Source organism: Streptomyces sp. NPDC057939 (genome assembly GCF_042887545.1).
Lineage (GTDB): Bacteria > Actinomycetota > Actinomycetes > Streptomycetales > Streptomycetaceae > Streptomyces.
In genome coordinates this window covers 58,749-80,989 of record NZ_JBHVPG010000030.1, presented here as the reverse complement: position 1 = coordinate 80,989, position 22,241 = coordinate 58,749, and the positions used below count along the sequence as shown (strand labels likewise).

General features: G+C 72.9%; 19 protein-coding genes, 1 tRNA gene and 1 pseudogene. 12 read left to right on the top strand and 9 right to left on the bottom strand.

Annotated features, from left to right (window positions below; genetic code table 11):
* Positions 1 to 150: 150 nt before the first annotated feature.
* Positions 151 to 681, top strand: a complete 531-nt coding sequence (locus tag ACFVS6_RS27810) for a sigma-70 family RNA polymerase sigma factor (protein ID WP_389707970.1) — start codon at positions 151 to 153, stop codon at positions 679 to 681.
* A gap of 768 nt (positions 682 to 1,449) precedes the next feature.
* Positions 1,450 to 2,186 (top strand): annotated as a pseudogene (locus ACFVS6_RS27805) (IclR family transcriptional regulator C-terminal domain-containing protein); the annotation flags it as partial.
* 394 nt (positions 2,187 to 2,580) lie between these two features.
* On the opposite strand, the gene ACFVS6_RS27800 reads toward ACFVS6_RS27805, so the two are convergent.
* A tRNA-Leu gene (locus tag ACFVS6_RS27800) sits at positions 2,581 to 2,665 on the bottom strand.
* A gap of 231 nt (positions 2,666 to 2,896) precedes the next feature.
* Positions 2,897 to 3,838 (bottom strand): beta-ketoacyl-ACP synthase III, encoded by a 942-nt coding sequence (locus ACFVS6_RS27795; protein WP_389707968.1) that lies wholly within the window; start codon positions 3,836 to 3,838, stop codon positions 2,897 to 2,899.
* A gap of 206 nt (positions 3,839 to 4,044) precedes the next feature.
* Here ACFVS6_RS27795 and fdhD point away from each other — a divergent pair, with 206 nt between their 5' ends.
* Positions 4,045 to 4,881, top strand: a complete 837-nt coding sequence (gene fdhD / locus ACFVS6_RS27790; protein ID WP_389707992.1) for a formate dehydrogenase accessory sulfurtransferase FdhD — start codon at positions 4,045 to 4,047, stop codon at positions 4,879 to 4,881.
* Positions 4,882 to 4,952: 71 nt separating this feature from the next.
* On the opposite strand, the gene ACFVS6_RS27785 is transcribed toward fdhD, so the two are convergent.
* Positions 4,953 to 5,378, bottom strand: a complete 426-nt coding sequence (locus ACFVS6_RS27785) for a (2Fe-2S) ferredoxin domain-containing protein (protein WP_389707966.1) — start codon at positions 5,376 to 5,378, stop codon at positions 4,953 to 4,955.
* A gap of 9 nt (positions 5,379 to 5,387) precedes the next feature.
* Positions 5,388 to 6,425, bottom strand: coding sequence for a bile acid:sodium symporter family protein (locus ACFVS6_RS27780; RefSeq protein WP_389707964.1), 1,038 nt, complete (start codon positions 6,423 to 6,425; stop codon positions 5,388 to 5,390).
* A gap of 248 nt (positions 6,426 to 6,673) precedes the next feature.
* On the opposite strand from ACFVS6_RS27780, the gene ACFVS6_RS27775 reads away from it, so the two are divergent.
* The 7 genes from ACFVS6_RS27775 (at position 6,674) to ACFVS6_RS27745 (ending at position 16,066) form a co-directional block, all read left to right on the top strand.
* On the top strand, positions 6,674 to 7,525 hold the full coding sequence (locus tag ACFVS6_RS27775; protein WP_389707962.1) for a LysR family transcriptional regulator: 852 nt from the start codon (positions 6,674 to 6,676) through the stop codon (positions 7,523 to 7,525).
* 199 nt (positions 7,526 to 7,724) lie between these two features.
* Positions 7,725 to 9,548, top strand: coding sequence for an AMP-dependent synthetase/ligase (locus tag ACFVS6_RS27770; RefSeq protein WP_389707990.1), 1,824 nt, complete (start codon positions 7,725 to 7,727; stop codon positions 9,546 to 9,548).
* Between the two features lie 138 nt (positions 9,549 to 9,686).
* Positions 9,687 to 10,952 carry an ABC transporter substrate-binding protein gene (locus ACFVS6_RS27765; RefSeq protein ID WP_389707960.1) on the top strand — a complete coding sequence of 422 codons (1,266 nt, stop codon included), beginning with the start codon at positions 9,687 to 9,689 and terminating at the stop codon, positions 10,950 to 10,952.
* A gap of 16 nt (positions 10,953 to 10,968) precedes the next feature.
* Positions 10,969 to 13,851 (top strand): ATP-binding cassette domain-containing protein, encoded by a 2,883-nt coding sequence (locus ACFVS6_RS27760; RefSeq protein WP_389707958.1) that lies wholly within the window; start codon positions 10,969 to 10,971, stop codon positions 13,849 to 13,851.
* The gene (locus ACFVS6_RS27755; RefSeq protein ID WP_389707957.1) at positions 13,848 to 14,621 is read left to right on the top strand and encodes an ABC transporter ATP-binding protein; all 774 of its coding nucleotides are present in this window, start codon (positions 13,848 to 13,850) and stop codon (positions 14,619 to 14,621) included. The genes ACFVS6_RS27760 and ACFVS6_RS27755 overlap by 4 nt, the downstream gene beginning before the upstream one ends.
* Positions 14,622 to 14,781: 160 nt before the next feature.
* Complete coding sequence (locus ACFVS6_RS27750; protein ID WP_389707955.1) at positions 14,782 to 15,630, top strand: aldo/keto reductase; 849 nt, start codon at positions 14,782 to 14,784, stop codon at positions 15,628 to 15,630.
* A 10-nt stretch (positions 15,631 to 15,640) separates the two neighbouring features.
* On the top strand, positions 15,641 to 16,066 hold the full coding sequence (locus ACFVS6_RS27745) for an RICIN domain-containing protein (RefSeq protein ID WP_389707953.1): 426 nt from the start codon (positions 15,641 to 15,643) through the stop codon (positions 16,064 to 16,066).
* Positions 16,067 to 16,102: 36 nt separating this feature from the next.
* Here the strand turns inward: ACFVS6_RS27745 and ACFVS6_RS27740 are convergent, their stop codons facing one another.
* Positions 16,103 to 16,408, bottom strand: a complete 306-nt coding sequence (locus tag ACFVS6_RS27740; RefSeq protein WP_389707951.1) for a 4a-hydroxytetrahydrobiopterin dehydratase — start codon at positions 16,406 to 16,408, stop codon at positions 16,103 to 16,105.
* A 154-nt stretch (positions 16,409 to 16,562) separates the two neighbouring features.
* Here ACFVS6_RS27740 and ACFVS6_RS27735 point away from each other — a divergent pair, with 154 nt between their 5' ends.
* The gene (locus ACFVS6_RS27735; protein ID WP_389707949.1) at positions 16,563 to 17,351 is read left to right on the top strand and encodes a helix-turn-helix domain-containing protein; all 789 of its coding nucleotides are present in this window, start codon (positions 16,563 to 16,565) and stop codon (positions 17,349 to 17,351) included.
* On the opposite strand, the gene ACFVS6_RS27730 is transcribed toward ACFVS6_RS27735, so the two are convergent.
* Together ACFVS6_RS27730 and ACFVS6_RS27725 are read right to left on the bottom strand one after the other, a co-directional pair.
* Entirely contained in the window at positions 17,337 to 17,762 is a 426-nt protein-coding gene (locus ACFVS6_RS27730; RefSeq protein ID WP_389707947.1) for a hypothetical protein, read from the bottom strand. The two genes, ACFVS6_RS27735 and ACFVS6_RS27730, sit on opposite strands and share 15 nt — an antisense overlap.
* 246 nt (positions 17,763 to 18,008) lie before the next feature.
* On the bottom strand, positions 18,009 to 18,632 hold the full coding sequence (locus tag ACFVS6_RS27725) for a TetR/AcrR family transcriptional regulator (protein WP_389707945.1): 624 nt from the start codon (positions 18,630 to 18,632) through the stop codon (positions 18,009 to 18,011).
* 101 nt (positions 18,633 to 18,733) lie between these two features.
* Here ACFVS6_RS27725 and ACFVS6_RS27720 point away from each other — a divergent pair, with 101 nt between their 5' ends.
* On the top strand, positions 18,734 to 20,035 hold the full coding sequence (locus tag ACFVS6_RS27720; protein WP_389707943.1) for an alpha/beta hydrolase: 1,302 nt from the start codon (positions 18,734 to 18,736) through the stop codon (positions 20,033 to 20,035).
* 151 nt (positions 20,036 to 20,186) lie between these two features.
* Here the strand turns inward: ACFVS6_RS27720 and ACFVS6_RS27715 are convergent, their stop codons facing one another.
* Together ACFVS6_RS27715 and ACFVS6_RS27710 are read right to left on the bottom strand one after the other, a co-directional pair.
* The gene (locus tag ACFVS6_RS27715) at positions 20,187 to 21,455 is read right to left on the bottom strand and encodes a DUF6357 family protein (RefSeq protein WP_389707941.1); all 1,269 of its coding nucleotides are present in this window, start codon (positions 21,453 to 21,455) and stop codon (positions 20,187 to 20,189) included.
* A gap of 72 nt (positions 21,456 to 21,527) precedes the next feature.
* On the bottom strand, positions 21,528 to 22,184 hold the full coding sequence (locus tag ACFVS6_RS27710) for a hypothetical protein (protein ID WP_389707940.1): 657 nt from the start codon (positions 22,182 to 22,184) through the stop codon (positions 21,528 to 21,530).
* Between the last annotated feature and the right edge of the window lie 57 nt (positions 22,185 to 22,241).

Here is a 22,241-nt window from a genome sequence, read left to right as displayed (position 1 = left end):
CAGGTTTCTTCTCTGCGCCCTCCGAGTGCGCCCGCGCTGGTCTGATGGCCCCCGCACCAGGGGATGAGGTGGGGAACGGTGAACGATGGCGGACCGGAGGAGTCCGGTGGGGCCGTGGGACTGCCGAGTCGGCGCCGACAGCCGACACCGATGAGCCAGTGGGATCCGACCGCGCGCCTTTCGTACTGGGCCTTCCACGCGAACCGGCGGCCCGCGTACATGCGCTTCGCGTACCTCCAGCTCGGTTCCGACGCGGCCGCGGAGGACGCCGTCGACGCCACCTTCGACTCGATCATGAACGAATGGCTCCGGATGCTCCACATGGACCGTCTCGACGCCTACGCCTGGACCGTCCTCAAGCAGCGCATCGTCGACTGGCAACGCCGCCGCGATCCCCGACGCGGGCAGCCCGAGCCCATGGACATCAGCGCCTTCGAAGCCGCCCTGAAGGAAGCGCACGCCGATCAGTACGAGGTGCTGACCGACACGATCCGCTTCTACTCCGCCGTCTCCCGCCTCGCGGAACGACAACGGGACACCGTGATGCTGCGCTACGGACTCCAGTGCACCCCCGGGGAGGCCGCCGACGTGATGGGCGTCGACGAGGCCACCGTCCGCTCGCAACTCGGCCAGGCGCACCGGCGGCTGGCCCGGCTGCTCGACGCGGCCGCCGAATCATGAGGCCGCCGGAGGGCCTCGACCGCGACGGGTACCCGCGCGCGCTGGCCGAGTTCCTGGACCGGGCCGGCGTCCGCGACCGCTACCCGCACTACGACCTCGGCGCCGCCGAGGCCCGGCTGCTGCGCGTCCCCCTCGTACCGGGCGTCGCGGCGAGCGTCGGCCGGGTCCGCCGCCGCCCCTTCGGCTGGAGCGATCCCGCCCGCGACTGCCCCCTCGACGCCGAACGGGCCCGCCGCGACCTGAAGGCCCTCTGCCTGGGCGTCGTCTGCGACCCGCGCGCGGAACACGACCTCGGCCGCTTCCTCGACGGTCGGCACACCGACCTGCCGGGCGCGGTCGTCTTCGGCTGCCTCCTGCACCTGGCCGGCCTGCGCGAAGGATCCCGGTTCTGGTGGCAGTTCGCGGCCGGCGCGGGCACCGCGCGCACCGCGCCCGCCGCCTACTGCCTCTTCCTCGACCACTCCCGGCGCGGCGAGCACCACGACGCCCGGGTCTGGGCGCGGGAGCTGGCGCTGCGCGGCTTCCGCCCGGGCGGCCGCCGCGAGCTGCGCGAGGTACGGCTGTGCGCCCAGGCAGCCGTCCTGCGCTACGTCGATCAGACGGACGATCCCGACCTGGGCCCGGTACCGCTGCCGAAGCCCGGACTGGTCCCGGTCCTGGCCGCGTTCCTGCCGCCGCCTCCGCTGCGCGCGCCCCGACCCCGCCCCGACGCGGGACCCCTGCGCCACCCGGCGCTGACCTCCGCCGCACGGGGATCGACGCCCGGGGCCGACACCGGCGAGGCCATGGCACAGGCGCGCCGGGCGCTGGCCGTCGTACGCGTCCTGGAGCGGCACCCGCTCGGCGTCCGGGTCGGCCGGCTGGGCCGGGAGACGGGCCTGACCGAGGCGGAACTGGGCCCGCTGCTCGCCATGTTGTGCGAGGAGGAGTACGCCTACCGCCCGGGAGCGGGGGTCTACGGGCGCGGCCCGGCCCTGGACCGCCTCGCGGCACCCGGCGGACAGGGCCTGGCGGGCCAGCTCCAACGCACCCTGGCCCTGGCCCGTGACAGCGCGGGCGCCGCCGTGTACCTGAGCCGGTACGCCGAGGGCGAGGTCCGGATCACCCAGATGGCGGACGGGCCGGGCGCCCCTCCGGTGCGCGAGTGGGTGGACTTCCGCGCGGCCGCGCACGCCAGCGCGGTCGGCAAGTGCCTGCTGACGCAGCTCGACCACGACGGCCGGGCCGACCACGTCGCCCGCCACCGACCGGCCCGGCTCACCCCGCGCACCATCACCGACAGCCGGGTCCTGTTCAGCGCCCTCGACGCGGTCACCCCGGGCGCCCCCGTCTTCGACCTGCGCGAGTACTCCCCCGGCGTCGTCTGCGCGGCCGTACCGATCGCCACGGGCAACGCGGCGGGCAGCCTCGCGCTGTCCCTGCCCGCAGCCCACGCCCACCGCCTGCGCCCGGCGACCGAGGCCCTGCGCCGCAAGGCCGTCCCGGTGCTGTTGGCCCTGCTGCTGTCGGGCGCCATCCCGCCGGACGCCCCGCCCGCCGACCCCGCTCCCGACGCCGGGCCCCCCTCGACCCGGATGACCCCGGAGACGCTGCGCCACCTGGGCCGGCTGTTCCGCACCCCGCTGACCCGCATCACCTGTGCCACGGCCGCCCCGGGCGGCCCCCACCTGGTCAGCGACCCCGCGGCGGCGGCGGCCTACCTCTTCGACGCCCCGTCCCTCGGCGCCCCCGACGGGCCGCGCCTCTCGCTCCCCCGCACCTTCACCGAGGTCGTCCCGGGCACCCTCCCGCCGCCCGACGGCCTGGTGGTGTTGCGCATGTGACGCCCGCCCGGCCTCCCGACACAGGGAGGCACGGGAACGCAGAAGAGCCCCACACGAAGTGTGGGGCTCTTGCTTGTGTCCGAGGGGGGACTTGAACCCCCACGCCCGATAAAGGGCACTAGCACCTCAAGCTAGCGCGTCTGCCATTCCGCCACCCGGACCAGGTGGTCGGCCCCGGTTTCCCGCGGCGACATGGACAACAATAGCAAAGGATCGGAGGGGTTCCGACCACATATCCGGGGCGCCCGTACTCCGCCACGCCGCGCTGACCTGCGCGCATGCCCGACACCGGGTGGCGGGACGGAGCGTCTCGCGGAGTGGGTGCGGTCGGCGCCCGCCCCCGGGCCGGTCCACGTGGGGACGTGACCCGGAGGGGCGGCGCCGGGCCGCGCCTACGGGCAGTGGATGACCTGGCCCGCGTACGAGAGGTTGCCGCCGAAGCCGAACAGCAGGACGGGTGCGCCGACGGGGATCTCGCGGCGTTCCACGAGCTTCGACAGGGCCATCGGGATGCTGGCCGCCGAGGTGTTCCCCGAGTCGACCACGTCGCGCGCGACGACGGCGTTGACGGCGCCGATCCGGGCGGCAAGGGGCTCGATGATCCGCAGGTTGGCCTGGTGGAGGACGACGCCGGCGAGTTCTTCCGGGGTGATCCCTGCCTTCTCGCAGACCTTGCGGGCGAGCGGCGGCAGCTGGCTGGTGGTCCAGCGGTAGACGGACTGGCCCTCCTGCGCGAAGACCGGGGGCGTGCCCTCGATGCGCACCGCGTGACCCATTTCCGGTACCGAACCCCACAGGACGGGGCCGATGCCCGGCTCCTCGCAGGCCTCGACGACGGCCGCGCCGGCGCCGTCACCGGTGAGCACGCAGGTGGCGCGGTCGGTGTAGTCGGTGATCTCGGTCATCTTGTCGGCGCCGATGACCAGGGCGCGGGTGGCGGAGCCCGCGCGGATCGCGTGGTCGGCGGTGGCCAGGGCGTGCGTGAAGCCCGAGCAGACGACGTTGATGTCCATGACGGCCGGACCGCCGACCATGCCGAGCTTCGCGGCGACGCGGGCGGCCATGTTGGGCGAGCGGTCGATGGCGGTGGAGGTGGCCACCAGGACGAGGTCGATGTCGTCGGGGATCAGTCCGGCGTTCGCGAGCGCCTTCCCGGCGGCCTGGTAGGCCAGCTCGTCGACCGGTTCCTCGGGCCCCGCGACGTGACGGGTCCGGATGCCGACCCGGGACCGGATCCACTCGTCGTTCGTGTCGACCATGGCCGCGAGGTCCTCGTTGGTGAGCACTTTCGCGGGCTGGTAGTGCCCTAGCGCCACCACGCGTGAACCGGTCATGGGCGGGGTCCCCCTCTGTACGGAAGTCAGGATTCCCCAGCTTGACCTGCTACCGGTCGGTACAGGGGCGCGTGACCCGACAGGAATCTCACACCGATGTTTGGAGAATTCCGAGCAACTTCCTGCCGGGGGCTCCGTGCGCCGCAGATCCGCGAGAATGTCCTAGTCAGGTGCACGACGAGGGACAGAACGGGTGGGCGATCGCCATGGGACGGGTCACCGAGCGGCGCCGCGTCGTGCGGATCCGGGACGGGGTGGTCGGGGTCCGCCCGGACACGCTGGTCGCCGAGGAGCCGCTGGAGATCCGGCTGAACGGGAAACCGCTGGCCATCACCATGCGCACGCCGGGCGACGACTTCGCGCTGGCCGTCGGCTTCCTGGTGAGCGAGGGCGTGATCGCGCACGCCTCGGACGTCAGGGCGGTGACCTACTGCGAGGGCGCCGCGGAGGACGGTTCGAACACCTACAACGTGGTCAACGTGCAGCTGGCCGCGGGAGTGCCGCTGCCGGACATCACGCTGGAGCGGAACGTCTACACGACCTCCTCGTGCGGTCTGTGCGGCAAGGCCAGCCTGGACGCGGTCCGTACGGCGACGCGCTTCCCCGGCATCGCCGCCGATCCGGTACGGGTCACCCCGGAGCTCCTCGCCGAGCTGCCGGGCCGGTTGCGGGCGGCGCAGAAGGTCTTCGACCGGACGGGCGGACTGCACGCGGCCGGTCTGTTCTCGGCGGAGGGCGAGCTGCTCGACGTACGGGAGGACGTGGGGCGGCACAACGCCGTGGACAAGATCGTCGGCCGGGCCGCCCAGGCCGGCCGGCTGCCGTTGACGGGAGCGGTGCTACTGGTCTCGGGACGGGCGTCCTTCGAGCTGGCGCAGAAGGCCGTGATGGCCGGGATACCCGTACTGGCGGCGGTGTCGGCGCCGTCCTCGCTGGCGGTGGACCTGGCCCTGGAGTCGGGTCTGACGCTGGTGGGCTTCCTGCGGGGCCGGGACATGAACGTGTACGCGGGCGAGCAACGGATCGTCCTGCCGGACGCGTAGCGGGTCGGGCGCCGCGGGTCGGGCGCCGCGGATCGGGCGCCCGGGGTCGGGCGAGACCTTCAGAACACGCCCTAGCGGCGGCGGCCGCGGCGGGAGGTGGGGGCGGGCTTGGGTTCCGGCGGGTCGATCCGGTGGAGGTCGAGGGTGGCCGGGAGCGGGGTGGCGCCCGGTCCGCCGGATTCGGCCCAGGCGATGATCTCGTCCGTCGCGGTGTCGTCCAGGGCGAAGCCGAACCAGACGGCGCGCGCGCCCCGGCGGCGGTTCTCGGTGGTGGGCTGGACCACGATGACGTTGGCCTGGGCGCACGGTCCGAGGCACTCGCTCGTACGGACGGCCAGCAGGCCCTCCGAAGCGGCTGCCGCCTCGCGCAGCCGGGCGAGTTGGCCCGCGTGGTCGGAGCCCGGGTTCTTGCGCGGGTCCCCGCAGCAACAACCCCGGCAGACCACCAGGGTGCAGGGGCGTGGGGCGTGGGCGGCGAGCGGGCGTATCCAGGTCACCGACGCACGTTACCGGCCCTGAGGGGCGGGGTGTTGGACGGCGCGGGAGACCTCCGCCACATCGGCGGGGGCGCCGGTGACCGGGTCCTGGGCGCGGCGTCGGGCCAGGACCGCACAGACCATCAGCTGCATCTGGTGGAACAGCATCAGCGGCAGTACGGCGAGGCCGGCCTGGGCTCCGAACAGGACGCTGGCCATGGGCAGACCGGCGGCGAGGCTCTTCTTCGACCCGGCGAACTGGATGGCGATGCGGTCCTCGCGGTTGAACCCGAGGCGCTTGGTGCCGTACCAGGTGACCAGCAGCATCACGGCGAGGAGCACGGCCTCCACGAGGATCAGCGCGCCGAGCCGCGGGAGGCTGACCTGGTGCCAGATCCCGGCCGCCATGCCCGCGCTGAAGGCGGCGTAGACGACGAGCAGGATCGAGCCGCGGTCGACGTAGCCGAGGACCTGCCGGCGGCGGACGAGGAAACCGCCGACCCAGGGGCGCAGGACCTGGCCGAGGAGGAACGGCAGCAGGAGCTGTACGACGATCTTGAGGAGGGAGTCGAGGGAGAACCCGCCCGAGCCGCTGTCGAGCAGGGCGGCGGCGAGCAGGGGGGTGAGGACGATCCCGATGAGGCTGGAGAAGGAGCCGGCGCAGATCGCGGCGGGGACGTTGCCGCGTGCGATGGAGGTGAAGGCTATGGACGACTGGACGGTCGAGGGGACCAGGCAGAGGAAGAGCAGACCGCTGTAGAGGGGTTGCGTCAGGAGGCCGGGCACGAGGAATCCGGCGGCCAGGCCGAGCAGCGGGAAGAGTACGAAGGTGCAGGCCAGCACGGTGAGGTGGAGCCTCCAGTGGCGCAGGCCCTCGATGGCCTCGCGGGTGGAGAGGCGGGCCCCGTAGAGGAAGAAGAGCAGGGCCACCGCACCGGTCGCGGCGCCGTTCGCGACGCCTGCGGCCTCGCCCCGGGCGGGGAACAGGGCGGCCAGGCCGACGGTCCCGAGCAGGGCCAGGATGTACGGGTCCAGCGGGAGCCAGGAAGGGAGTCGGGGGCGGCGCATACGGGGGCTCGCTTGCTGTCGGGGCGGTACGGGCGGGGCCGGACCGCGCCGGCGGGGTCGGGCGGAGCCGGGGGCCGGACTCGGCGCGGGCCCTCTGCCCATGGTCGCGAATCCCGGGCCATCGGGAAACCCGCATACCGCGCTGACTGTCATCACGGGACGCGATGGCCACCGGCTCGTCCCCCGCCGACGCGAGGCCGCCCTCCGGGCGACGGCGGGACTTCGACGACAGGCCCTAGCATGGCCGCATGTACGACCCCGTTCAGTTGCGTACGTTCCTCACGGTGGCCCAGACGCTGAGCTTCACGCAGGCCGCGGACCGGCTCGGGGTGCGGCAGTCCACGGTCAGCCAGCACGTGCGGCGGTTGGAGGAGGCCACCGGGCGGGCGCTCTTCGTCCGGGACACGCACAGCGTGGCGCTGACGGAGGACGGCGAGGCGCTGCTGGGGTTCGCGCGGACCATCCTGGAGGCGCACGAGCGGGCGGCCGCCTGGTTCACGGGGACCCGGCTGCGCGGGCGGCTGCGGTTCGGGGCGTCGGAGGACTTCGTCCTGACCCGGCTGCCGGAGATCCTGGAGGGGTTCCGGCACGAGCACCCCGAGGTGGACCTGGAACTGTCGGTGGAGTTGTCGGGCACGCTGCACGAGCGGCTCGACGCGGGGCGGCTGGACCTGGTGCTGGCCAAGCGGCGCGGGCCCGGGGACGAGCGGGGTCGGCTGGTGTGGCGGGACCGCATGGTCTGGATCGGGGCGGAGGGGCTGCGGGTGGATCCCGAGCGTCCGGTGCCGCTGATCCTCTTCCCGCCGCCGGGCATCACCAGGGCCAGGGCCCTGGAGGTACTGGAACGGGAGGGCCGGTCCTGGCGCATCGCCTGTACGAGCGGCAGCCTGAGCGGTCTCATCGCGGCGGCCCGCGCGGGACTGGGGGTGATGGCGCACACCAAGGGGTTGATCCCACCGGGGCTGACCCGGGTGGGGGGGCTGCCGGAACTGGGGCCGGTGGAGTTCGCGCTGCTCCAGGGGCGGCGGCCGACACCGGCCGGTGAGGCCCTGGCGGCCGCCGTCCTCGCGGGCGGGGACCGCCTCAGCAGGCCGGCGTAGACCGGCTTCGGGCCGGCCGCCGGGGGCGCCGGGGCCGGGGTGGTGTGCCGCGGGTCCGGAGCGGGGGCGGGGCCGGATTCCGGGCGGTCGGGCGGGGCCCCGGGCGGGCCGTAGGGATCTTGTGGAGGTTTGCCGGGGGCTGCCGGGTGCGGGGTCCGGTGGGGTAGCGTCGCGGCGCCCCAGGGAGAGGAGCGGGATGTTGCGCGAGTTCACCGTCCCACCCGTGGTCACGAGCGTGCCGGTCGGCGGTCTGGCCGATGTGGTCTTCGAGTACGCCGGGCAGGATCCGGACCGGGTGGTGCTCGGCCGCAAGACGGGCGGCGTCTGGTGCGACGTGACCTCGCGGGAGCTGGCCGGGGAGGTGCTCGCGCTGGCCAAGGGGCTGCTCGCGCAGGGCATCCGGTTCGGGGACCGGGTCGCGCTGATGTCCCGTACCCGCTACGAGTGGACGCTGTTCGACTTCGCGTTGTGGGCGATCGGGGCGCAGCCGGTGCCGATCTACCCGACCTCCTCGGCGGACCAGGTCCAGTGGATCCTCCAGGACGCGGACTGCGTCGGGTGCGTGGTGGAGGACGAGAACCAGGCGATGACGGTCGGATCGGGCATCGAGGGGCTGCCCGGGCTGCGCCGGTTGTGGCAGCTCGACGCGGGCGCGGTCGAGGAACTGGTGGCGGACGGCCGCACGGTGGCCGACGACGTGGTGCACCGGCACCGGCGGGCCGTCACCCCGGACGCCGTGGCGACGGTCATCTACACCTCGGGGACGACGGGCAGACCCAAGGGCTGTGTGCTCACCCACGCGAACTTCATGTTCGAGGCCGACACGATGGTGGCGCGCTGGGAGCCGGTCTTCCGGGCGGGGCCGGGCGAGCAGCCGTCGACGCTGTTGTTCCTGCCGCTGGCGCACGTCTTCGGGCGGATGGTCGAGGTGGCCGCGGTGCGGGCCCGGGTGAAGTTGGGGCACCAGCCGGTGCTGGCGGCGGCCGAACTCCTGCCGGACCTGGCCGCGTTCCGGCCGACGTTCGTGCTGGGAGTGCCGCACGTGTTCGAGAAGGTGTTCGCGGCGGCCCGCCGGAAGGCGGAGTCGGAGGGGCGCGCCGGGCCGTTCGACCGGGCGGTGGAGACGGCCGTGCGGTACGCGGAGGCCCGGGAGGAGAAGGCCTTCGGGACGGGGTCGGGACCCTCGGCCGGGCTGCGGATGGAGCACCAGCTGTTCGAGAGGCTGGTGTACGGGAAGGTCCGGGAGGCCATGGGCGGCCGGGTGCGGCACGCGATGTCGGGCGGCTCGGCGATGTCGCGGCGGCTCGGGCTGTTCTTCGACGGCGCGGGCATCAGGGTGTTCGAGGGGTACGGCCTGACGGAGTCGTCCGCGGCCGCGACCGCGAATCCGCCGGGGGCGACGAAGTACGGGACGGTGGGGCAGCCCATCCCGGGCAGTACGGTCCACATCGCGCAGGACGGGGAGGTGTGGCTGTACGGCGGGCACATCTTCTCCGGGTACCTGAACGATCCGCGGGCGACGGCGGAGGTGCTGCGCGGCGGCTGGCTGGCGACCGGGGACCTGGGCCGGCTCGACCGCGACGGGTACCTCACCATCACCGGCCGGAAGAAGGAGATCCTGGTCACCTCCAACGGGAAGAGCGTCGCGCCGACCGCGTTGGAGGAGCGGGTGCGCTCGCATCCGCTGGTGTCGCAGTGCGTGCTGGTGGGCAACGACCGGCCGTTCATCGCGGCGCTGGTGACCCTGGACATGGAGGGGGTCGCGCACTGGCTGTCGCTGCGGGGGCTGCCGCAGCTGACGGCCACCGAGGTGGTGGGGGATCCGGAGCTGGCGGCCGAGGTGCGGCGGGCGGTGGTGGCGGCCAACACGCTGGTCTCGCAGGCGGAGGGGATCCGGACCTTCCGGGTGCTCGCCGAGCAGTTCACGGAGGAGCGCGGGCTGTTGACCCCGTCCCTGAAACTGAAGCGCCGTGCGATCGAGAAGGCGTACGCACGGGAGGTCGAGGGCCTGTACCCGTCGTGACCGCGGTCTCGGGCGAGGCCACCCGACGCCTCATCCGACGCTCATCTGACGGTCCGTCATTTTACTTGGTGATTGATATTGACGGTGCGTCAGCTCGCGCACAGAATGCGGGGATTCCGACCCGAGGGGGATCCACCCATGCCTCGATCCATCCGCGCCCTGGCCGCCGTGGCGGCCGCCCTCGCGCTCGTCTCCGCCTGCAACTCCGCCTCCAACCACACCGACCCGGGCAAGCCCGGGGGCGGGGACACGGCCGTTCGCGGGGTGAGCGCCGAATCCATCAAGGTCGGCGGCATCGTGTCGATGACGAGCGCCGGCGGCTACAGCAAGAAGGACACCGACCTCGGGGCCAAGGCCCGCTACCTGCGGGCCAACGCGGAAGGCGGAGTGCACGGCCGGCGGATCGACTACATCGGGGCGGAGGACGACGGCCAGGACCCCGGCAGGAACCTGGCCGCCGCCCGCAAGCTCGTCCAGCAGGACAAGGTCTTCGCGGTCTCCCCCATGAGCTCGGTGACCTTCTCCGGAGCGGACTTCCTGGAACAGGAGAAGGTCCCCACCTTCGGCTGGGGCACCCTGCCGTCATTCTGCGGGCCCAAGCACATCTACGGGTTCAACGGCTGCCTGGTCCCGAGCCCCGGCGGCACCATCAACCAGACCTGGCCCGAGGGCATCGGACAGGTGCTCGGCGGCAAGCAGGGCAAGTCCGTGGCGATCATCGCGAACGACAGCGACGCCGGGAAGTTCGGCATCCGCACCTTCCAACAGGGCTTCACCAGCGCCGGGTTCACGGTGTCCTACGCCAAGGCGTCGGTCCCGGCGACCGCCGTGCCCAGCGACTGGTCGGCGTACGTCAAGGACATCCTCGGCAGCAACGGCGGCAAGGCCCCCGACGCCGTCGTCTCCGTCATGCAGACCCCCAACAACATCGGCCTGTTCACCGCGCTCAAGCGCGGCGGCTACAAGGGGCTGCTGTCCGACCCGACGGACTACGACCCGGGCTTGCTCGCCAAGGACGCCACCAAGCAGGCCCTGGACGGGGTGCACGTGCTGCTCCAGTTCGAGCCCTTCGAGTCGGACAGCGCCGGCATGGCCCGCTTCAAGGCGGACATCAAGGCGGCGGCGGGCGGCCAGGACGTCCCCCTCAACATGCACATGCTGACCGGGTACATGTCCGCCGACCTCTTCCTGGCCATCGCGCAGAAGGCCGGGAAGGACCTGACCGTCACCTCGTTCCAGGCCGCCGCGCAGGGCTTCTCCGACACCGGCACCCTCGTCGGCGACCGGGCGGAGCCGAAGGGGCAGAAGGACAGCTTCGGCTGCGGGGCGCTGGTGCAGCTGAAGGACGGCAAGTACGAGGTGTCCGTGCCGTTCAAGTGCCACGAACCGATCCCCTTCACCTGAGGGCCGGGGCAGCGGGATGGAAGACCTGCTCGTCTTCGTACTGAGCGGCCTGGTGTCCGGCGCCCTGTACGCACTGCTGGCCACCGGGCTGGTGCTGTCGTACTCGGCGTCCGGGCTGTTCAACTTCGCGCATGGCGCGACCGCCTACCTGTGCGCGCTCACGTTCTACGAGCTGCACTCCGGGCTGGGCTGGCCGGCCGTTCCCGCCGCGTTGCTGGTGGTGTGCGTCCTGGCGCCCGGGCTCGGATGGGGACTGGACCGGCTGATGTTCCGGCGGCTCGCCCGGGTCGGGGAGACCGCCCAGATCGTGGCGACCATCGGGCTGCTCGTCGCGCTGCCCGCCGCCGGACTGTGGACGGTGGAGCTGCTGGCCGGCGCGGGCGCGCCGGTCGAGCCCGCCGAGAACCAGTTCGGGCTGCCGGGGGTGGGACCGAGCCCGGCCAGGTCCTGGCAGCTCGCGGACGGTGTCGGCGTCGACTCCGACCAACTGATCACCTGGGTCGTCACGGCCGTCGTCGCCGTGGCCCTGTGGGTGCTGATGCGGCACACCCGCCTCGGCCTGCGGCTGCGGGCAGCCGTCGACAACCGCTCGCTGACCGAGCTGCGCGGGATCAGCGCCGACCGGCTCTCGTCGATCGCGTGGATGATCTCGTCGGGTCTGGCGGGCCTCGCGGGCGTGCTGGCGACCCCGCTGCTGGGGCTTTCCGCGCACGACTTCACCCTGTTCCTGTTCGTGTCGGCGACCGCCGCCGTCATCGGCCGGTTCGCGTCCGTACCGCTCGCCTTCGCGGGCGGGCTGGGGCTCGGCGTCCTGCAGAACCTGGTGGCGGGCTACGCCTCCTTCGCCGAGGGGATCACCGGGTTCCGCACGGCGGTACCGTTCCTGATCCTGTTCGGGGGGCTGCTGGTGCTGACCCGACGGGCCCGCGCCGCGGGGGTCTCCGCCGTCGAGGTGCCGTCCCCGGACCATCTCGCGGGCGCGTCCTGGACGCGCCGGTGGGGCGGGTGGGCGGTGGCCGCCGCCCTGCTGTGCGTGGCGTTCTACACCGTCACCACCCCCTTCTGGACCGGGTTGCTCGCGCAGGGCCTGGCCATCGCGCTCGTGTTCATGTCGTTCACCGTGGTGACCGGGCTCGGCTCGATGGTGTCGCTGGCCCAGGCCACCTTCGTCACCGGCGCCGCGCTCGTCGCGGGCCTCCTGATGAGTCGGGGCTGGCCCTTCGTGGCGGCGCTGGCGGTGGGAACCTGCGTGGCTGCCGTGCTCGGGGCGCTCGTCGCGCTGCCCGCGCTGCGGCTCGGCGGACGTTCCCTCGCGCTGGCCACGCTGGCCCTGGCCTTCCTCGCCGACCAGGTGCTGTTCCAGCTGCGGTGGCTGCGCAACGGGGACTCCGGTTGGTCCGTACCGCGTCCGGTGATCGGTCCGCTGGACCTGTCGGACGACCGCGCCTTCGGGGTGGCCCTCGTCGTCCTGGCCGCCGTCGTGGCCGCCGCACTGGGCGCGCTGCGCGATTCGCCGTCGGGGCGGGCGATGCTCGCCGTACGGTCGGCGCCGGCGGCGGCCATGGCGTCCGGGGTGTCCGTCCTGCGCACGAAGCTGACGCTGTTCATGCTGTCCGCCGGACTGGCCGGCTTCGGCGGCGTCATGTACGCCTCGTTCAACACCCGGATCACGGCGACCGACTTCACGGCCATGACGGGGCTGGTGTGGCTCGCCGTCGTCGTGGCGGCCGGGGTCCGCCGGCCGCAGTACGCGGTGGTGGCGGGGCTGGTCTTCGCCGTGGCCCCGCGGGTGCTGGCCGACTGGGTGACGGAATCGGCGCACCTTCCGGTGATCCTGTTCGGGCTGGCGGGTCTGGCCCTCGCGAACGATCCGGACGGGTACTGCGCCGCCCTTCCGGTGCGCCGCGCCCGCCGGGCGGCCGCCGCCGGTGCCGGGGCGTTCCCGGCCGGACCCGCCCCGTCGAAGAGGACCGGTCCCGCTGCGGGAGCGGAGGCCGGGGCCGGGGCCGGGGCCGGGGCCGGGGCCGGGGCGGATGCGAAGGCGGAGGTCACCGGCCGGACACCGGACGCGGTTACCGGGGTGGGCACCGTACCGCCCGCCCGAAGGCCGGAGCCCCGGACCGGGGCGAGGACCGGCGCGACACCCGGCGCGACCGCCGACGCGCACCGCGGGACGGCGGCGGGCGGCGGGGCGGACGCGCGCGGGCTGCCCGCGCTGGAGCTGCGCGATGTCACCGCCGGGTACGACGGAGGTCTCGTCCTGCACGGGGTCGGGCTCACGGTGCGTCGGGGTGAGATCCTCGCCGTGCTCGGGCCCAACGGGGCCGGGAAGTCCACCGCCTGCCGGGTCGCCGCCGGGCTGCTCCCCGTCACCGGCGGGACCGTCCTGATCGGCGGGCGGGACGCCACCGGGGACGGGGCGGTGCTCCGCTCCCGGGCCGGGGTCCTGCTGGCTCCGGAGGGACGGGGGATCTTCCCCGCGCTCACCATCGAGGAGAACCTGGCCCTGTACCTCCCGGAGGCCGCCGCCAGGACCGCCGTCTACGACCGCTTCCCGCGGCTCGGGGAACGCCGTTCGGTGGTGGCCGGGGCCCTGTCGGGAGGCGAGCAGCAGATGCTGGCCCTCGCCCCGTTGCTGGAGCGCCCGCCGCAGGTGCTGATCGCGGACGAGCCCTCGCTCGGCCTCGCGCCGCGCGTGGTGGACGAGGTGTACGGGCTCCTCACGGAGATCCGGGACGCCGGTACCGCGTTGCTGCTGGTCGAGGAGAAGGCGGCGGAGATCCTGGGGATCGCCGACACCGTGGCCTACCTCGCGCAGGGCCGGGTCTCCTGGTGCGGCCCCAGGGCCGAGGTGGAGGCCGATCGGCTGACCGAGGCCTACCTGGGGATGGTGCCATGAGCGGCGGCCACGTACTGGAGGCGACCGGCATCAGCGTGCGCTTCGGCGGGGTCAGGGCCCTGACCGGCGTGGACCTGGGGGTCCGCGCCGGGGAGGTGTGCGGGCTGATCGGGCCGAACGGGGCGGGGAAGACGACCCTGTTCGACGTCCTGTCCGGGATCCGGCGGCCCGACCGCGGCCGGATCCTGCTCGACGGGGCGGACGTCACGCGCCGCTCCCCCGTCTGGCGGGCCCGGCACGGGATGCGGCGCACGTTCCAGCGCCAGCAGCTGTTCGGGCAGCTCAGCGTGGCCGACAACGTGCTCGTCGCCCAGGAGTGGCGCGGTGGCGGGGGCGGTCTCGGAGCCGACCTGTTGGCGCTCCCGGCGCGTCGCCGCCGGGAGCGGGAGCGGCGCGAGCGGGGCCAACGGGTCCTGGCGTCCTGCGGGATCGGGTCGCTCGGGGACCAGTACGCCGGCGGGCTGCCCGTCGGCCGGGCCCGGATGGCGGAACTGGCCCGTGCCGTGGCCGACCCGCCGAGGGTGTTGCTGCTCGACGAACCGGCGTCCGGGATGTCGGCGCCGGAACGGGAACAGCTCGCCGCCGTGGTGCGGCGCCTGGCGCAGGAGGAGGGCTGCGCGGTGCTGCTGGTCGAGCACAACGTGGCGTTCGTGATGGACGTGTGCTCGCGGGTCGTCGCGCTGGACCTCGGCGCGGTCCTCGCCGAGGGGACGCCGGCCGAGGTGCGTGCGAACCCCGCGGTGAGAGAGGCGTACCTCGGTACGACGTGACACGACGCGCGGGGTCCGACGGCCGGCGGGCGTCGAGTCCGGTGGCGGGAATACGGTGTGCGGGGGGCCGGTTGTCGCCCCTCGTACACCGTGGCACGGCAACGTCCGCGCCGACCGCACCGACCGCACCGACCGCACCGACCCGAGGGAATCGACCGACGTGAACCAGGTCCCCACCGTCAAGCTCAACAACGGCACGCTCATGCCCCGGCTCGGGTACGGCGTCTGGCAGATCCCCGACGCCGAGGCGCAGGAGGCCGTCGGCACCGCGCTGGAGGCGGGCTACCGCAGCATCGACACGGCCTCCGTCTACGGCAACGAGGCCGGTACCGGGCGGGCGCTGACCACGTCCGGGGTGCCGCGCGCGGAGCTGTTCGTCACCACCAAGCTGTGGAACGGGCCGTCGCACACCTGGGACCGGGACGCGGTGCTGCGCGCGTTCGAGGACTCGCTCTCCAAGCTGGACCTCGACCACGTCGACCTGTACCTGATCCACTGGCCGCGCCCGATGCGCGAGGACTTCCTCACCATCTGGAAGACCTTCGAGGAGATCGCCTCCGACGGCCGCGCGAAGGCGGTCGGCGTGTCGAACTTCCGTCCGCAGGACCTGGAGCGGCTCCGCGAGGTGAGCGCCCTGGTGCCCGCCGTGAACCAGATCGAGCTGCATCCGCTGTTCCCGCAGGAGGAGCTGCGCGCCCTGCACGCGGACCTGGGCATCGTCACCGAGGCCTGGTCCCCGCTGGGCCAGGGCAAGGAGCTGCTGACGCTGCCGGCGGTCGCGGAGATCGCCGCCCGACACGGCCGGACCGCCGCGCAGGTGGTGCTGCGCTGGCACCTCCAGCTGGGCAACGTCGTGATCCCGAAGTCCGTGACGCCCTCCCGGATCCGGGAGAACCTGGACGTCTTCGGGTTCGAGCTGGACGCCGCCGACCTGGCCGCGCTGAACGCCCTGGGTGCGACCGCGGCCGGCCGTCGCATCGGCCCGGATCCGGCCGTCTTCGACGTCTGAGGGCGCCGGCGTGAACCTTCCCGACGGGACCTACCGGATCAGGAACGTCGACAGCGGGCTGGTGCTCCAGCTGGAGGGCGCCTCGCGGGTGCGGGTCGGCCCTGACGGGCCTCCCGCGCCGGCGGCCGCCCGCCGCTGGCGGATCTCCCCCGTGCACAGCGGCGGCGGGATCTTCCACGTCGTGAGCGAGGACAACGAGCGGCGCTTGGACGTCGCCAACGCCTCGACCGACAGTGGCGCCCGGGTGCAGGTGTGGCGGGCCAACGCCTTCGGCGCCCAGGAGTGGCTCGTCGAGCAGCACCTGGACGACCCCGGGGTGGTGTCGCTGATCGCCTGCATCAGCGGGCTGCCCCTGGAGGCGGACGACGAGGGCCGGGCCCGCCAGGGGGAGGACACCGACTCCCCGTCCCAGTGGTGGCGACTGGAGCCGGTGTAGCGCAACGGACCCTCGAACCCGGCCCCCGCGGAGGGCTCAGCTCGCGCCGTGGGCCGGGGCGAGGGTCTCGACGCGTTCGGCGAGCGCGAAGTCGGTCTCGGTGACGGCGCCGCCGGCGTCGTGACTGTTGACCGACAGCCGGACGGTGTTGTAGCCGAGGGTGAGGTCGGAGTGGTGGTTCAACTCGTCCTGGACGGAGGCGATGTGGGCGACCAGGGCACTGGCCGCGAAGTGCGTGCCCAACCGGTAGGTGCGGACGATCCGATCGTCCTCGAAGGCCCAGCCCGGAAGTTCCCGCAGGCGGTCCTCGATCTCCTTCTGCGACAGCGGCTCACTCGGCATGCACCGGCTCCTCATCCCTCGGGTACGCCCGTCGTACGTCCGTGACGTGGGGTCAAGGTTCGCACAGCACCGCGCGCGGGGGCCCCTTCGCGGCACGGTGCGTGCGTGTCCCCGGGGGCTCTCGCCGCGGCCGTCCTCGGCTAACGTCGGAGCCATGACGACGGCGACTGTGGGAACCCTGCTGCGCACCTGGCGGGAGCGGCGCGGAATCAGCCAGCTGGAACTGGCGGGCCGGGCCGACTCCTCGTCCCGGCACATCAGCTTCGTGGAGACCGGCCGGTCCCGGCCGAGCGAGGAGATGGTGCTGCGGCTCGCCGAGCACCTCGACGTACCGGTCCGGGACCGCAACGCCCTGCTCGTCGCGGCCGGTTACGCCCCCCGGTACGCGCACACCCCGCTGGACGCCCCCGCCATGGAGGTCCTCCGGGAGAGCCTGGAACGGCTGATGACGGCCTACGACCCGTACCCCGCGCTGGTGGTCGACGCCACCTACGACGTCGTCGCCGCGAACCGGGCCGTCATGATGCTCCTCGACGGGATGCCGGAACACCTGCTCACCCCGCCGCTGAACGTCATGCGGATCACCCTGCACCCGGACGGCCTCGCCCGACGGATCCACAACCTGCGCGAATGGCGCGGCCACCTGCTGGAGCAGATGGAGCGACAGATCGCCCTGGCCCGCTCCCCCGCGCTGCGCGAGCTGTACGAGGAGGTCGCCGCGTACCCGGTGGCGGACCGCCCCGGCGACACCGAGGCCCGGGAGTCGGTCCCCTACATCGCGCTGCCGCTGCGTGTGGAACACGACGGGGAGATCCTGTCCTTCGTGTCGTCCATCTCCACCTTCAACACGCCGATGGACGTGACCGTCGCCGAGCTGGCCATCGAAACGCTCCTGCCGGCCGACGCGGCGACGGCGAAGTACCTGCGCTCAACGGGCTCCTGAGCCCGAGGCGCGCAGCGCCAGCTGCTGGAGCAGCGCGAACGAGGCGACGGTCAAAGCCTGCGCCGGGATCCACACCGCACCCGCGACGGTGGGGGCCGGGCCGACGAACAGCGCCACCAGGCTGAGCACCGCCCAGGCGTAGTTGGCCTCGATCACCACCTTCACCGGGAAGGCGGTCGGCCGCGGCCGGGAGGCGAGCAGGCCCACCCCCGCGCCGTACAGGAGGAGGAAGACCCCGAGGCCGAGCAGGAGCGTCGCGTCGACGCCGAGCAGCCGGCCGAGCGGGGCGGAGAACGCCGCGTACGCCAGCCCGTTCCCGGCGGTGACCACCGCGTCCAGCGCGAGGAAGCGACGCAGGGCGGTCTGCGGGACGGTGGTACGGGCGATGTTGCCGAACAGGGTCGCGGACATGGCGGTCAGCCTCCAGCGGAGTCGGATGCACGGGGCGGATGCCGGATCCCGGAGGCGAGTGCGCGCCCCCGGAACCCGATGCCCCCACTGTGCCGCCGCCACGGAACGGGGTCGATTACCTCCCACGTAACGAGCCCGCCCCGAGCACGCGCGCGCGAGGGCCGGCCGCCCCTCGACTCCGCCTCCCGACGACCCACGCGGGGCCGCCGGATGTGGGCCGGGCCACCGGCGGCGGCGCTCCGAACCTCATCCCCAATGAGCGGGTTCGGCCTGGCGAAGGCTTCGGAACACCGCCGGGGTCGCCCATCCCCGCAACGTGGCGCGAATCGCCGATCGGAAGGCCGCCTCGGCCGTGGCGCCGTCGAGGGCACCAGCCAGTTCGAGGGTCACCAGCCCGTGCAGGGTGGCCCAGATCGACAGGGCGATCGACGTCGCGTCACCGACGAGGACGGACGCCGCCAACGCGCGATCGATGGCCGCGAGGAGCGGACGGACCGGGTCACCGGCACCGGCCTCCCCCGACGGGTCGAAGGACTGCACACCGCCGAACAGCACGGTGTACAGGTGGCTGTGTCCGCGCCCCCAACGACGGTAGGCGACGGCCAGCGCGTAGAGGTCGGCGAGAGGGTCCGCGGAGGTCCGCACCTCCGAGAGGTCCTGGAACAGGCCGGCGACGGCTCTGTCGCGCACCGCACCGATCAGCCCGTCCTTGCCGCCGAACAAGGAATACACCGCCGTCGTCGACGCCTCGGCGGCGGCGGCCACGGCGCGGACCGTGAGCGACTCCCGGGGACGGGTGGCGAGCATCTCGGTCGCGCACTCCACAAGCCGCTCTTTGACGGCGTCGTCGTTCGTTCTCGGCCTACCCACGACCGACAGCCTACCTTCTTTGATAACGTCGTTTCGGAACAGTGTTCTGAAACTGCTGGAGGCCCTCCGTGCCCACGTCCGCCATACATCTCGTCCGCTTCATGGGGCGCTTACTGCTTGCCCTCACCGCCGTCGCGGTGCTGGTCGTCGTCTTTCTTGCGCTGATCGCCCTCACCGACGGGGCGGGCTCGGGGATCGCCGCATGGTTGTCGACCCTGGGAGTCGGGGCCGCCCTCGCGATGTGGCGGGGTCGGCGCCGCGGTCGGCCGAAGCGGCTCGTGCCGTTCCTGCCGGTGGTTGTCGCGGCGGCATTGACGGCGTCGGTCTGCGTTCCGACGGTGCCGACGACCCGGCAGCATCCGCCCGCCCTGCCGTTCGTGACCACGCAGCACTGGAGCCTGTCCACCGGCAGCCGGGTCGCGGTGTACCACTACCCGCCCGCGAGCCAGGGCCCTCGGCATCCCGTCCCCCTCGTGTATCTCAACGGCGGGCCGGTCCGTGGCATCTCGGTGCTCGACCATCGGTTCCTGCAACTCCTGGCCGGCCGGGGTTACGACGTCTACGCCTACGAGCAGGCCGGCGGCGGACGAAGCGACCTGCTCCCCATGGACCAGTACACGATCTCCAGGCCGGTCGGCGACCTCGCCGCATTCATCGACCGCATGGACAAGGGCAAGGTCGACGTCCTCGGATTCTCCTCGGGCGGGACGGTGCTCACCCGAGCCCTGGCCGACCCGAGCGTCGCCGCACGCCTGCACCGGGCGATCATCGCGGAGCCCGGCCCCATGGACGGCCCGACCGCGCACATCACCGGGCACAAGGGCCGGAAATCCGCACGGGACCTCGCGCCGCCCCCGACCGGACCGCGATCGACGCACGCCCCCCGGTACGCCGTGGCATTCGGCCTCATGCGACTCGGACTCCTCAGCCCCGACACCGGGTTGATCGGACAGGCCGAAGGCGACAACGCCTTCACCGCCGCAGACCTCGGCAGCGACACCGCATCCGCCTACTGCGCTCGCGACGCGCACCGCATACCCGTCGAGGACACCGCGCAGAACTTCTCCTTCAGCCCCGCCGCAAGCCTCCGCGTACAGCAGACGGTCAAGGACTCGCCCTCGATCGCAGCACATCTGCGCCAGTCCCGGACCCCCACGATGCTGATGATCGCCGAGTGCTCCTCCCAGGTCCGTCAATGGGCGACCGCCATCCTTGCCAATGCCCCCGCCATCCAGCGCACGCAGTACATGCCCGGAGTCGGACACCGCATGTGGAACGGCCTCGACGACAACGACGATCGAGCCGCCGCCGCCATCTCCGCGTTCCTCCAGGACAAGCCGGCGCCCTTGCCCCACTACCCGACCCGCGAGGAGATCCCCACCTTCCTGCGCGACCAAGAATGACGCCGGTGCGGCCCATCACCGACAACGACCGGCAACCCCTCGAAACCGCCCACGCCCTGGGCCCGGTGACCGCACGGGCGGGGTTCGCCGCCCGCCTCGCCGCGCGGCCCTTCGGGAGGCGACCGCCCCGGGAGGCTTGCCGGCGATCGCCCTAGCGGGCGGTGCGGCGTCGGCGGCGGGCCTGTTCGAACTCGGTGACGTCCGACATCCAGGGGCCGTGCCGTTCGAGTGCGGCGCAGCCGCCGCGGGCGAAGGTGCTCACCAGGTTCCGGTAGCCGCTCATGCCGTCGACCAGCCCGTACTCGACCCGGTACTCCGGCTCCGACGTGCCGTCGCCCGCGCGCAGCGTCGTGATCCGGGCGATGGAGTCCGCGTAGAAGTGGAGCTGGATCCCTTCGCCCATCTCCTCGTCCTCGATGGTGAACACTTCGTTGTCGGCGGCGGAGCGATCGGCGACGAACTCCCAGAACTCCGCGGCGGCACCGCGCGGCCCGCCCCGGCGCCACTTCTTCTCGACGTCCTTGTCGTCGGTGAACGACAGGGCCGTCTTCCTCGCGCTCCCGTCGAGGTCGCCGCCGTGGCGGGCGGTTTCCTCCTCGTCGTCCTCCACGGGCGTGTTCCTGGAGCGGGTTGCGGCCTCCGAGCACAGCAGGATGCTCACGGTGCGCACCGCGTCGTCGACGAGCTCGGGGTGTGCACGGCGCACGGCAGCTTCGACCGCCGTCTCCATCCGGCTCCAGTCGCCCTTGTCCGTGGCGCGCTTCCCCCGTCGCGGATCGCGGCCGATCCGCATCCCGGCGCACGCCTGCTCGGCAGTGGCGATCACGCGCATGACCTCGGGCAGCAGCGCGGGGTCGACGGCGTCGGGCAGCCGCTTCGGAATCGTCGCGCCGTGCACGTACCGGCCCGTGTACCTCAGAAGAGCCGCGTCGAGTGGGCCGAGTACCGCTCCGCGCTCGGCGCGGCGTCGGTCCGCGTGGTACTCCTGTGCTCGTTTCCCGTTCGACGTCTCCGTCGCCGCGCGCATCGCCGCGCACACCCGACCGCGTTCGAGCAGACCGGTGTCGGCCCCGTGGGCGATGAGCCGGCTCCTGTCCCACGGGATGCGCCGGAAGAGGGCGTCGACGTCCGCGGGCGCGGCCAGCAGGATCGGGTCCAGGAGGGCGACGGCAGCGTCCTCGTCGAGCCGGCCGCGGGTTCCGGCGGCGTCGCACAGCGGGAGGACCGCACTCCACAGCAGCAGGTGTCTGGCCAGGTCCTCCCGGATCACCGCGAGATGGGCTTCGCCGATCGGGAACGTGAACGTGCGAGGGTCGTGGTTGGCGTCGGCCCCGGCACCGAGCGTCAGTTTCAGCTCGCCGGCCTCGCTGATCACGTTCGGTATCCAGCCGCTCCGCCGCGTGAAGACGATGTCTGCCATGGACTCAGTCCTTCCAGGAACGGCACCGGCGGGCATCACGGCGAGGTCGCGGCCCCGCCCCGCACCGTCCGTTCACGACCATCGTGCGCATTCGGCGTCGAGGCGCGGGTCGGTGCGCACCCAGACTTCGCCCCCGGAGGCCTCGGCCGGGGCGTCGACCCGTTCGAGGCCGAGGAACTCGATCAACCGGAGCAGGACCGCTCGTTCGGCCCGGTCATCGTCGACGTCGTGCGAGTCGAAGAAGACGTAGTACCGGTCACTCGGGTCCACGATGCCCGAATCCGCCCATATCCGGGCGGTTTCTTCGATCGCCGCCGATTCCGTCGTGATCGTGGCGGCGCGGGCGGCACCGCGGGTCTCCGGTGACGCGTCGAGGTCGGCGAGGTCGGAGAACCACTGGCCGAAGCGGTCGAGGCCGCCGTATCCGTTCTCGAAGAACAGCATCGCGCTCGGCAGGAAGCGGTTGCCCCGGTCGACCAGGAGGTGTTCCGAACGGGGGCGGTCCGCCACGTCCTTGGTACGGGAGATCACGCCTTGTCCGGGCATGAGGACCAGGCTCTGGCCCGACGCCTCGTCCTTGATGGCGTAGGTGTCGGAATCCCGGCCACGGAAGAACTCGGAGAACGCCACGTAGGCTTCCTGGGGGTCGCCCACGGAGACCTGTTGGTCGTCGCCCGCACCGCCGGCGAAGACGAACTGTTTCGGTCCGGGCTTGTAGGGGCGAGCCATGTGCGTCCTTCGTTCACGTGTGATGGCTCGACCAGCGTAATCGAGTCGGAGCGGACG